Source organism: Streptomyces sp. NPDC002133, from assembly GCF_040296405.1.
In the GTDB taxonomy this organism is placed as follows: Bacteria; Actinomycetota; Actinomycetes; order Streptomycetales; family Streptomycetaceae; genus Streptomyces.
Genome location: NZ_JBEOXF010000059.1, coordinates 35,589 through 47,686, shown reverse-complemented (window position 1 = coordinate 47,686; position 12,098 = coordinate 35,589). Strand labels below are relative to the sequence as shown.

The following is a 12,098-nucleotide window of genomic DNA, read 5'->3' as shown; positions in this document are numbered from 1 at the left end:
CTGAGCGTCAAGAACTCCATGATCACCATGGCTCGTGCCTGCTCGACTTCCGGGGTCGCCCTCATCAACGACGCACGCCTACTGCCGGGCGCTCTAAGCCGCGCTACTCAGCACGAGCTGACACCACCGGCCGACAAAAGGGCGAACGTTGTCTGATGCGGCGCACTCGCCAGATGTGCTGCGCGCCGTGTCCAGCCAGGCGCCCCGCCCCCGACGAGCGTGGTGAACGAGTACGGCTTCGGCGACCTGCGGCGACGAACGCCGACTGATGGAGCACGTCTTCGACGCGCACCCCTACCCGCCGGTCCGCCTGCGCCCGACCAGCGCGCCCTGTCGACCACTTGTCACCTGGGCTTCTTCTGGGAGTTCGCCACACGTACGGTGATCGACTCCGCATCTGGTTGCCATGTGCCGATGGGAAGGCCAGGGTTCATGTGCCGCCCCGGAACTGCGACCGTCAGGGAGTCCAATGTCCAACGCAGCCGTACGAACGCACCAAACAGCGCGAGGGATGAGGCACGCCGGATGGCGCAGGGCCGCCCTGGGGGTCGCCCTGCTGCTTGCCGCCGCCGTTCCGCAGGGCACCGCCTCGGCATCCTCCTCGACGTCCGCCTCCGCGCCGACGGGGATACGGTGGACGACACAGCACGTGGCGCCCGGCGTTCAGGTCCGCACCGGCGTGATGAACGACGAGACCTCCACACCTGTCTGGACCGTGACCGTCCAGGCTCCGGCCACCAACCGGCTTACCGGTGCAGCCACGTGGGCCCCGCTCGGGGACCGCGCCTGGGCGGACGCCACTGCGGAGCAGTTGCGTCGCGCCGGGTTCGAGCCTCGGATCGAAGAGGTGGTGTGGGACACGTACACGGACACCCCCCACGGCACGATGGGCTGGCAGGTCCGCGTCGGCTCGTACGCCACCCAGGCCGAGGCGAACACGGCCGGCACGGCAGTGACGGCGGCAGGTCTCCGTACGGCGGTGGACTGGTCCGGCTATGACGGCCGGCAGGCCCCCGACGCCGAAAAGGTCCACGTCACCGTCATCGACCCGGCACGCTTCCACGGCACGGTGGAGACGAGCAACGGCGGCAACGTCGCCGACCGCGAGCGCACCTCCGCGGTCTCGGCGAAGCTCGGCTCCCTCGTCGGCGTCAACGGCGGCTTCTTCATCACCTCGGACGCGGACGGTGTCCAGGGCACGGTGGCCGGCATTTCCGCCGTGGACGGCAGGCTGGAGTCGATGGCGGTCGGTTCGCGCGCCGCGCTGATCCTCGCGGACGGCGGCAGGCGCCCCCGGATCGCCGACCTGTCGACCACCGTCACCGTACGGGCGGGGGCCGCTTCGTACGCGGTGCAGGGCATCAACCGAGTTCCCGGCAAGGTCCGCAACTGCGGCCGTCCTGGAGCCGTGCCCACCGACAGGCCCCGCCACGACACGACCTGCACGATCGCCGACGACCTGGTGAAGTTCACGCCTTCGTTCGCAGCCCCGCTCCCCCAGGGCACGGGCACCCAGGTCGTCCTGGACGCCGGCGGACGGGTCGTGTCCGTCGGCGAGCGCGGGGGCAGCGTCCCGGCGGGCGGCGCCGTTCTGCAGGGCATCGGCGGCGCGGCCCAGTGGCTCACCGGCCACGCCCGCACCGGCCGTACGGTGGCGATCAAGGAGGTCGTACGCGACTCCGCAGGACGGCAGGTCAGGCTCGGCCCCGACGACAGCATCGTCAGCGCCGCACCCACCCTCGTGGAGAACGGCCGGATCCACATCGACGCCGCAACCGAGGGCACGCTCGACCCGCTGGACCTCTCCTTCGGCTTCGCATGGTCCAACGTCCGCCAGCCCCGCACCCTGGCCGGCATCGACGCCCGCGGCCGACTGCTCCTGGTCACCGTGGACGGCCGCCGGCCCGGCGTGAGCGAGGGCTTCACCCTCGGCGAGGCAGCCCGCTTCATGCGCTCAATCGGTGCGATCCAGGCCCTCAACCTCGACGGCGGCGGCTCGACGACCATGGTCGTCGGCGGCTCCGTCGTCAACATGCCGTCCGACGCGGCGGGCGAGCGCCCGGTCAGCGACACCATCCAGATCCTGCCGTAACACGGCAACCACATGGCCTGTCGGGGACTTCCCACGCCCCGACAGGCCACTCGGGCCTACCGGCCCACCCCCGCATGGCAGCACTTCGGTTCGGTCTACCCGCACGCCGCACCCGTGTCGGCGAGGCAGGACATGTGCGCTCCGGGTGAGCGCGTGCCGCGCCCAGGTGCGGTGATCCCGGAGAGAGCGGCGGACCGCGTTTTCCCCACATCGCAGGCGGGAACGCAAGCAGCATCGGCACGGTCAGCGTCCTGCCTCGTCAAGCACCCGGGGCTGCCGCCGGCCCCGGCGGTGTCCGGCCGGGCGTGCGTGGAGGCGCACCGCGGCGGCCGTGGTCTCCTCCCCGGACTGGGGGCACTGCGTCGCCGCACTCCTCACCCGTCCAGCCGTTCACCCGCCATCCCCCTTGCGTCGGTCGTTGGTTGCCGTCACAGGTTGCGGCTGAACAGGTCCAGCAATGCGCTCCAGTGGCGTTCGGCCGCCTGCTGGTCGTACGCCTCGGTGTCCGCCATCGTGAAGCCGTGGACAGCGCCGGTGTACACCTCGGCGTGGTGGCGGACTCCGGCTCGGGTGAGGGCCTGGTCGAGGCGGGCCTGCTGCTCGGGCGGGTTGCCGGCGTCGTGGTCGGCGTGTCCGAAGTACAACTCTGCGGTGATCTTGTCGGCGAGCAGGTGCGGGCTGTCGGGGGCGTCGGTGGCCAGGCCGGCGCCGTGGAAGCCGGCCGCGGCGGTGACCTGGTCGGGGTGGCTGCCCGCGGTGAGCAGGGCGAGGCGGGCGCCCATGCAGTAACCGGTCATGCCGACCGGGGCGCCGTCGGTCTCGGGCCGCGATCGCAGCCAGGTCAGATACGCGTCCGCGTCGGAGGCCACCACATCGGGGTTCAGCTCGCCCAACATCGGGAGGAGCTGCTCGAACAAGCCCGCACGGTTGTCGCTGCCGATGACGTCTGGCAGCGGTACCACCGGGGCCCGGCCATGGCGGTAGAAGACGTTGGGTACGAGCACCGTGTAGCCGGCCGCGGCAAGGCGGTCGGCCATCGCACGAAGCTGGGGCCGCGGCCCGAACGCGTCCATGTACAACAGGACGGCGGGGCGGGCGGCACGGTCGCCGGGGTGGACGAAGTAGGCGTCCGCGGTGCCGTCCGCAGTGGGGATGTCGACGGTGGATCCCTGTACATCGGTCATGGTGTTGTTCCTCTTTCACGTCGGCCCCGGCAGGGTCTTGTTCCTCTTGCCCGGGATGTCTTCCAGCGGGCAGGCCGGCTGGGAGGCGGTGGGTCACCGCTGCACGCCGCAGGACCACGCTAGCTAGGGCTGCAGCCAAAACGGCTGAGTTCCTCCGGGCCATGGCGCTGATGGCGGCGGACGACAACGACCGGCGCACAACAACGGCCCCGATCCACGTTCACGCAGATCAGGGACCGTCACTTGCGGGAGTCGGCGATCGAGGAGCATCAGCCAGCCCGGCCGGGGGCCCGGCCGGTCCGGTGGACGCCGAGCCGTCGCTGAGCGATGGAGGCCTCCAGGTGGAAGGTGTTGCTCAAGCAGCGGCCTGGACTGACTCGTACGAGTGAGCCCGAGTCCACGTCCACCGATGGCCGTGCAGGACCAATGAGCCGCTCACCTGTTGGTTTCTCCATTCCGTGAAATCGACGCGGAAATCTCCCGCAGGAGCGGCTTGCATGGCAGTACACACAGCAACTAGCGTCCAATCCCGCCGGACACATCGTCCAATGATGCCGGACAGGGTTGCGTGTGCCCGAATACGCCTTCCAGTGCCCGTCACGAAGAGGAATCACCATGCTCGACGCGCAAAAACTCGACAGCGAGTCCGCGGGGCTGCTTCCAGCCCCGAGGTCCTGGCCAATGGGCGGAGGAAACGGCCGGCCATGCCTCAGGTTGTCCCGGAGGACGCCTTCGCGACGAGCCCGCGAATACGCAAGCTTCCCATTTTAAGGGCAAGGCCGCTTCCGGTTGCAGTACCAGGGCAGTCGCAGGGCGCGGGCCACTCGGATCCGCTCGGCTTGCGTCGCAGGTGAGGCCGCACGGAGAAAGCGCCTGGGGTGCACAAGTGGTCAATCGCACCGCCATCGGCACACTCTGAGCAATTTCCTGGACCTCTTGGGGTCCCGAGGCGGTCGCCGACCCCTGACGTAGTAGTCCGCGCCGACCGGACGGATCGCCGAATCGTTTAGTTCTACTTTTCTGTCTCCGTCCCAGCGGACCGGCGTGCAGGGCGATTCAGCCGCGTACACAGAACCACCACCACACACCAAATCTGCCGTGACGTGCGGATTCCCGTATTTCGCAGGTACGCGCCCGGGGCGCGCGCATGCGACGAGGAAACGAGAGCATGACCAGATTTCTCATTGCCGACTCCGCGACGGCACCAGCCCATGGGGATCCGTTCACAGCTGTGGCGCTCAACAGCCCACCCGAAGGGCTCTTCTTGCTTTCCGCGCTCATCACCGCCACGTCGCTGGTGCTGTTCTGGATGGCGACGTTCACTCTTTGGTGGCAGATGCATGCCTGGCGTACGCCGGAGACGCTGGCGGCCACCCGTTTCGCGCGGCCCGACGGGGACGCGGGCCTGTCCTTCTCCCTGCTGGTGCCGGCTCGGCACGAGCAGGCGGTCCTGGAGCACACCGTCAACGGTCTGCTGACATCGACGCACGGCGACTACGAGATCCTCGTCATCGTCGGTCATGACGACCCCGGCACCACCGAGGTCGCCGAGCGCGTCGCGGCCGTCGCCCCGGACCGGGTCCGTGTCGTGGTCGACACCAACGCGGTCAAGAACAAGCCCAAGGCCCTGAACACCGCGCTGCCGTACTGCAGAGGCGACGTCATCGGGGTCTTCGACGCCGAGGACCAGGTCCATCCGGCCCTCCTCGCCCACGTGGACCATGCCTTCCGCGTCACCGGCGCCGACGTCGTGCAGGGCGGGGTCCAGCTGATCAACTTCCACTCCAGTTGGTACAGCCTGCGCAACTGCCTGGAGTACTTCTTCTGGTTCCGCAGCCGGCTGCACCTGCACGCCCTCAAGGGGTTCATCCCGCTCGGCGGCAACACCGTCTTCGTCCGCACCGAAGTGCTCCGCGACGCCGACGGCTGGGACGAGAACTGCCTGGCCGAGGACTGTGACCTGGGCGTGCGGCTGTCCAGCAAGGGCAAGCGAGTGGTCGTCGCGTACGACTCGGAGATGGTCACCCGCGAGGAGACGCCCGGCACGCTGCTGAGCCTGATGAAGCAGCGCACCCGCTGGAACCAGGGCTTCCTCCAGGTGTACCGCAAAAGGGACTGGCAGCAACTGCCCACCCTGGGGCAGCGGATGCTCGCCCGCTACACCCTGATGACGCCGTTCTTCCAGGCGTTCACCGGGGTGATCATCCCGGTCAACGTCGCGGTGGCGGTGTTCCTCGACGTCCCGGTCGGCGTCGCAGTGGTCACCTTCCTGCCCGCCCTGGCCGCCATGGTGACCTTCGTCTTCGAGATCGTCGGACTGCACGACTTCGGCCGCCAGTACGCCCTGCCGGTACGTCTCGTCCACTACCTCAAACTCATCGTGGGCGGCCCCTTCTACCAGCTCCTTCTGGCCGGCGCCGCCACGCGCGCGGTGTGGCGGGAGCAACGCGGCCGCAACGACTGGGAGCTGACCCATCACGTCGGCGCCCATCTCACCGAAGCGACCCGGAAGGACGTGCTCCGGTGACCGTCACCCGGCCCGCCGCTACTCTGCCCACCGCGGCTGTGCCCGCGCCGCGTGGCGTCGCCCACGCCGTCGCGAAGAACCCTGCTCCACGATTCCGCTTCCGCACCTCTCGCCCGGATCTGCTGCTGTGCGGCGCCCTGCTGACGGTGATCCTGACCGTCCAGGGCTGGAACATCACGCGCTTCCCGACGTTCAGCGACGACGAGGGCACCTACATCGCTCAGGCCTGGTCGGTCCAGCAGGGCATGGGCCTGGCCCACTACACCTACTGGTACGACCACCCGCCGGCCGGCTGGATCCAGATCGCGCTCATCACGTGGCCGGCCTCGCTGATCGACCCGTCCACCATGACGGTGGCGACGATGCGTTACGCGATGCTGCTGGTCAGCGGGATCAGCGCGGTGCTGCTGTTCGTACTGGCGCGGCGGCTGGGCCTGCCACGCTGGGCGGCCGGGCTCGGCATGGCGCTGTTCGGCCTTTCGCCGTTGTCGGTGATGCTGCAGCGGGAGATCTTCCTCGACAACGTCGCGGTGATGTGGATGCTGCTGGCGTTCTGCCTGGCCGCGTCCCCCAGCCGGCACCTATGGCACCACTTCGGGGCCGGGTTGGCCGGCGCCGTTGGCGTTCTGAGCAAGGAGACGATGCTGGTCGTACTGCCGGCGCTGCTGGTGACGATGTGGCGGCACAGCCACCGGGACACCCGCAAGTTCGCGGTGACCGGCGCGGTGGCCGCCTGCGGGCTGAGCGGCCTGGGGTATCCGCTCTATGCCCTGCTCAACAGTGAGCTGTTCCCGGGGAATGGGCACGTCTCGCTGATCGACGGCATCAAGTACCAGATGAGCCGCGATGGCTCGGGCTTCATCCTCGCCACGGGCGCCGACTCGCACGCCGTCCTCGAGTCGTGGCTCTACTACGACGCCGTGCTTCCGCTCGGCGGACTCGCGGGCGCCGTGCTGCTGCTCGCTGTCATGCGCTGGTCGGTGACGGCCAGGGCGCTGGCCGGTCCCGCGCTCGCCGTGGCGACCCTTGCTCTGGTCGCCATGCGTCCGTCGGGCTATCTGCCCGCCATGTACGTGATCCAGGCGCTGCCCTTCTTCGCGCTGATCATCGCCGGAGCGGCCGCCAGCGTCACCCACGCGGTGCTGCGCAGGCGCCGCAAGGTCGACGAGCCCAGCGGGCTGAAGGCGACCCGCTGGGGGCTCACCTTCGTGCTCGCCGCGGCAGCGGCCGCTTACGTCGTACCGCACTGGTACGAGGGCAACCGCACCGCGCTGACCGCCGACGCCAATGCCCCCTACCGGGCGGCCGCCGCCTGGATGCGGGACGCCGTGCCGGACCCGGGCGGCACCCGGGCGCTGGTGGACGACGCCCTGTGGCTCGACCTCGTCCACGCCGGGTATCAGCCCGGTGACGGCGCCATCTGGTTCTACAAAGCCGACCTCGACCCGGCCGTCGCCAGGACGCTGCCCCGCGGCTGGCGGGACATCGACTACGTGGTCTCCTCCCCGACGGTGCGCCGGGACGCCGTCGATCTGCCGACCGTCAGGGCTGCACTGGAGCACTCCACTCCGGTCGCGGTCTTCGGCCTGGGCGAGGACCGCATCGAGATCCGCCGCATCGCCGGAGGCACCGGGTGAGCGTGTTCAGCACCGGAACGGAGGAGATCGACGACCAGGATCTGCGGGTCGGAGCGCCGGCCGCGCCCGGCACCGTCACCGTCGTCATCCCCACCTTCAACGAGGCCGGCAACATCCGCGAACTCCTGGCGCGGCTGGGCGCGTCCCTGCCCGGTCGGCTGACCGGCTGCGAGGTCGTCTTCGTCGACGACAGCACCGACGACACCCCCGCCATCGCCGAAGCGGTGGCCCGCGACTGCCCGTTCCCCGTCACCGTCATCCACCGCGACACCCCGGTGGGAGGTCTCGGCGGAGCCGTCGTCGAGGGCCTGAAGGCCGCCCGCGCGGAATGGGTCGTGGTCATGGACGGCGACCTGCAACACCCTCCGTCCCTCGTCCCCGAACTCGTCGAGGCGGGCACCCGCAAGGGCGCCGACCTGGTCGTGGCCAGCCGCTACACCGGCGGCGGCAGCCGCATGGGGCTGGCCGGGGCGTACCGGGTCGCGGTCTCCCGCGGCGCGACCTGGCTCACCAAGGGCCTGTTCCCGCAGGCGCTGCGCGGCATCAGCGACCCGATGAGCGGCTTCTTCGCCATCCGCCGCGACGCGGTGCGCGACCAGCGGGACAGCGGCGCGCTGCGCCCGCTCGGCTACAAGATCCTGCTGGAGCTGGCCGTGCGCTGCAGTCCGCGCTCCGTCACCGAGGTGCCCTTCGTCTTCCAGAACCGGTACGCGGGCGATTCCAAGTCGACCGCGCGGGAGGGGATGCGCTTCCTCGCCCATCTGGTGGCGCTGCGCACCGCGTCCCCGGTGGCGCGGACGCTGGTCTTCGGCCTGATCGGGCTCACCGGCTTCGTGCCGAACCTGGCGGCGCTGGCCGTGCTCACCGCCCTGGGTGTGCACTATGTGCCGGCCGAGATCGTCGCCAACCAGTTCGGCGTGCTGTGGAACTTCCTGCTGATCGAGTCGCTGCTCTTCCGCGACCGGCGCCGGCACCGCCACTGGGCGGACCGGGCGGGCCGGTTCGCGCTGCTCGCCAACGCCGATCTGCTGCTGCGCATCCCGCTGATCGCCGTCTTCGTCGGCCGCCTCGACGTGGACGTGCTCACGGCCACGGCGCTCGCGCTGCTGGTCACCTTCGTCCTGCGCTTTGCGGGCACCGAAATGCTGGTCTACCTGCCGCGCCGCAGCAGCCGGGGCCGCACAACGATCGAGGAGGCCTGATGCCCAGGAGCGTACGCGGGCCGTTCGCGGCCGCCACCGCCTTCATCCTCGCCGCCGTGGCAGCGCCCTTCGTCCTGCTGTCGGTCCCGCAGGAGGCCGAGGCCGGCACCAACCTCGTCATCAACCCCGGATTCGAGAGCGCCGGCACCGATGACATGCCGGCCTGCTGGGAGAAGTCCGGCTGGGGCGACAACGACTTCACCTTCACCACCACCTCCGACGCCCACACCGGGAGCAATGCGGTCACTGTCGCCCTGACCCGCCGCGCCGACGGCGACCGCAAGGCGATGATGACCGAGGCCGCCGACTGCGCACCGCATGTGACGGCTGGTCAGCAGTACGACCTGTCGGTCTGGTACAAGTCCACGACCGCCGACACCTCGGTCACTCTCTTCCGCCACGACACCACGCTGGGCTGGCAGTACTGGACCGACCTCATGAACCCGCCCGTCAGCACCGCGTGGAACAAGGCCGAGGTGCGCACCCCGCCGGTCCCGCCCGGCACCGACCAGCTCACCTGGGGCGTGTCGGTCTACGGCGTCGGCAGCGTCACCACCGACGACTACATGGCCGAACTCGTCGGCGGGACCACCCCCGGGCCCGTCTGCACGGGCACTCCCGCGCAGTGCGAGGACGGCAAGTGGGACGTCCTGCCCATGCAGAACCCGGTGCGCTCGATGCACTCCGTCGTGCTGAAGAACGGCAAGGTGCTGCTCATCGCCGGCTCCGGCAACGACACCGACAACTTCGCGGCCGGCACCTTCACCTCCGCCGTCTACGACCCCCAGGCCGGCACGTACAAGGTCATCCCCACCCCCGACGACATGTTCTGCTCAGGCCATGTGCAGCTGTCCGACGGCCGGGTGCTCGTGATGAGCGGCAACAAGGACTACCCCGCCGCGAACGGCTCGCACGGCTACGAAGGCTTCAAGCACAGCTACGTCTTCGATCCGGACACCGAGAGCTACACGCAGACCAACGACCTCAACGACGGCCACTGGTACCCCTCGGCCACCGCCCTGGGCAACGGCGACGTGCTGTCCTTCGGCGGCCTGCGCGAGGACTCCACCGGCTCGGTGACCGCCGAGAGGTGGTCCGCCGACCAGGAGCAGTGGCTCCCGCTGTGGCAGGTGAACCAGACCTGGTCGTACTGGGGCCTGTACCCGTCGATGATCCTGATGCAGGACGGGCGGCTCTTCTACTCGGGCAGCCATGTCTTCGGCAACGGCACACCCGGCACCGGCTCCGCGGTCTACGACTACACCGCCAACACCATCACGCCTATCAGCGGTCTGCAGAACAAGGACGAGCGCGACCAGTCCGCGAGCGTGCTACTGCCCCCGGCCCAGGACCAGAGGGTGCTGACGATCGGCGGCGGCAACATCGAGACCAATCCCGACGCCAGCCGGCTCACCGACCTGATCGACCTCAAGCTGCCGAACCCCGTCTACTCGCCCGGCCCGCCGCTGCCCCAGGGCACCGTCGACCTCGGCACGGGCCCGGTCGCACAGACCGGGAACCAGGGCAAAATGTACGTCTCCGCCGTGCTACTGCCCGATGGCAAGGTACTGGAGACCGGCGGCGGCCTGCACAACCGGGCCGACCCCGTCCACGAGGCCTCGCTCTTCGACCCGCAGACCGAGACCTTCGACTCCGTCGCCGCCGACCCCGAGGCCCGCGGCTACCACTCCTCGGCCTTTCTGCTGCCGGACGGCCGTGTGATGGCGACCGGCGACAACCCGGGCAACGGCACCTGGAACCACAACGTGTCGATCTACACCCCGGCGTACCTCTTCAAGGGCCCCCGGCCACAGATCACCTCGATCGCCGACAGCCACTGGACATACGGCAGCACCCAGCGGATCACCGTCGACCGCACCATCACCAAGGCCGAACTGATCCGCCCGGCCGCGGTCACCCACTCGTCCGACCCCAACCAGCGCTACGTCGACCTGCCGCTGACAGTCGACGGAAACACCATCGACCTCAACGTCACCAGCAACCCGAACCTGGCGCCGCCCGGCTGGTACATGCTCTTCACGGTCGACGCGAACGGCGTTCCCTCGGTCGCGAAGTGGGTCCACCTGGACGCCCAGGGGAGCACCGCCGCGCTGCGCTCCACGCCGGCCGGTGCCGACCAGCCCTCCCCGCACATCCACGACTTCGCGAGGGACCTGGCCAACCAGCCCCGAAAGCCCGGGAAGAAGCGCGCCTCGGCACCGGTCGGCGTCCGCGTCTCCGGCTGCGACAACCGCTACGGCACCCCCGGCCTCTGCGTCCCGACCATTTTCCCGGACACCGTCAAGGCCACCCCGAAGGCCCGCTGCACATGGCTGAGCACACACGATTTCAAGCTGCCGTTGAAGGTCAACGGTGTCGACGACCCGCTACGGCTCGATCCGAACAAGAACGGCCTCGCCTGCGACCCTACCGACCGCATGCCGCCCAGGTGACCCTGCTGAGCGAGCGCGTCGTCCAGCACCGCGATGTGATCGGCGGCGGTGTTGGCTCCGGCGTTGCCGGCCCGCAGCTGCCCGGACATGCCCTCGCCGGTGTTGGCCAGGAAACACACCAGAGGGTGGAAGCCGAGATGGTCGCCAATCCACGTAGCCGACCGGCGTCGTCAGCGTCGCGGCTACCCCTGCCGTGCCCGAACCGATGGAGCAAATGGCAGGCTTACAGGGTGTTGATCGAGGGATACAACGGCGGCCCGCTGGTTGCCGGGGAGCCACTGGCCGCCCGTCCGGGCTTCTGGTCACACCACTTGTGGGGCCCGTGTTGTCGCGATGCGGGTGCTGTGCCGGAGTGGTTCGGCGATGACGGAGCTGATGTCGATGCCATGTCCGAGGTGCTCATGGACCCGGAGCGGTGGCCGGTGTTCCGGGTGCCTGTTGAGGGCGGGTACGAGGCCGTGGTGGTCTACCGCAACCTTGTCGGCGACTGTGGCGTCGACTACCTGTTCACCCATCCGAGCTGGAGTACTGCCCGGCAAATCGCCAGCTGGGAGGGGGACTTGGTGGGTGACTCACTGAGGTGGCACGAACTCTTCCGCATCGTCGACAGTCCGAGCTCCATTGCCGAAGGGATCGAGGACCCAGCTGCCCGCCTCCTGCTGCTGCTTCCCTTGCTCACCGAGCATGCCCTACCGGACGAGGCGACGGCGAGGCTCACCGCCGCTCTGATTGCGGTAGGGGCCCCGCAGGATACCGCCCCGATCACGGCACAACACCTGCTCGAGCACTCAGCCGGGAGCCCATGGCATGACCCCACGTGGGGGTCGCCGCTCAGTGGCGGCTCAGGCCCTCCCAGCCCTGCCGGAAGCGGAGTACTGGCGCGCCTGGGTATCACCTGAGGCACACGATCCGTTCCTCGACGCCTGAAAGGCCGTCCTGTCCGCACTGCCGGCTCCGCCAAGACCTGCCATTTCCGGGGCGGAGGAGCCGAGCGGAATGACCA

7 protein-coding genes are annotated in these 12,098 nt (G+C 69.5%); 6 read left to right on the top strand and 1 reads right to left on the bottom strand.

The features are described from left to right. Positions 1 to 511 precede the first annotated feature (511 nt). Positions 512 to 2,092 carry a phosphodiester glycosidase family protein gene (locus tag ABT078_RS34730; RefSeq protein ID WP_351234963.1) on the top strand — a complete coding sequence of 527 codons (1,581 nt, stop codon included), beginning with the start codon at positions 512 to 514 and terminating at the stop codon, positions 2,090 to 2,092. 428 nt (positions 2,093 to 2,520) lie between these two features. Here ABT078_RS34730 and ABT078_RS34725 read toward each other — a convergent pair whose 3' ends face one another. Then, the gene (locus ABT078_RS34725) at positions 2,521 to 3,276 is read right to left on the bottom strand and encodes a dienelactone hydrolase family protein (protein WP_351234961.1); all 756 of its coding nucleotides are present in this window, start codon (positions 3,274 to 3,276) and stop codon (positions 2,521 to 2,523) included. Between the two features lie 1,309 nt (positions 3,277 to 4,585). Between ABT078_RS34725 and ABT078_RS34720 the strand changes: the two genes are divergently transcribed. Genes ABT078_RS34720 through ABT078_RS34700 form a run of 5 tightly spaced genes read left to right on the top strand, consistent with a single transcriptional unit; the run spans position 4,586 to position 11,994 of the window. Next, positions 4,586 to 5,803: a glycosyltransferase gene (locus tag ABT078_RS34720; protein WP_351234971.1), complete on the top strand. Its 1,218-nt coding sequence runs from the start codon at positions 4,586 to 4,588 to the stop codon at positions 5,801 to 5,803. Then, entirely contained in the window at positions 5,800 to 7,440 is a 1,641-nt protein-coding gene (locus tag ABT078_RS34715; protein WP_502981460.1) for a glycosyltransferase family 39 protein, read from the top strand. Before ABT078_RS34720 ends, ABT078_RS34715 begins: the two co-directional genes overlap by 4 nt. Beyond that, positions 7,437 to 8,642, top strand: coding sequence for a glycosyltransferase (locus ABT078_RS34710; protein ID WP_502981458.1), 1,206 nt, complete (start codon positions 7,437 to 7,439; stop codon positions 8,640 to 8,642). The genes ABT078_RS34715 and ABT078_RS34710 overlap by 4 nt, the downstream gene beginning before the upstream one ends. After that, entirely contained in the window at positions 8,642 to 11,095 is a 2,454-nt protein-coding gene (locus ABT078_RS34705) for a galactose oxidase early set domain-containing protein (protein WP_351234959.1), read from the top strand. Before ABT078_RS34710 ends, ABT078_RS34705 begins: the two co-directional genes overlap by 1 nt. Further along, on the top strand, positions 11,092 to 11,994 hold the full coding sequence (locus tag ABT078_RS34700; RefSeq protein ID WP_351234975.1) for a hypothetical protein: 903 nt from the start codon (positions 11,092 to 11,094) through the stop codon (positions 11,992 to 11,994). Before ABT078_RS34705 ends, ABT078_RS34700 begins: the two co-directional genes overlap by 4 nt. Positions 11,995 to 12,098: the final 104 nt, after the last annotated feature.

Excerpts from the sequence above, each read along its gene's own strand:
- ABT078_RS34725 (WP_351234961.1), bottom strand. The coding sequence starts at position 3,276 with ATGACCGATGTACAGGGATCCACCGTCGACATCCCCACTGCGGACGGC.
- ABT078_RS34730 (WP_351234963.1), top strand. The coding sequence starts at position 512 with ATGAGGCACGCCGGATGGCGCAGGGCCGCCCTGGGGGTCGCCCTGCTG.
- ABT078_RS34720 (WP_351234971.1), top strand. The coding sequence starts at position 4,586 with ATGGCGACGTTCACTCTTTGGTGGCAGATGCATGCCTGGCGTACGCCG.
- ABT078_RS34705 (WP_351234959.1), top strand. The coding sequence starts at position 8,642 with ATGCCCAGGAGCGTACGCGGGCCGTTCGCGGCCGCCACCGCCTTCATC.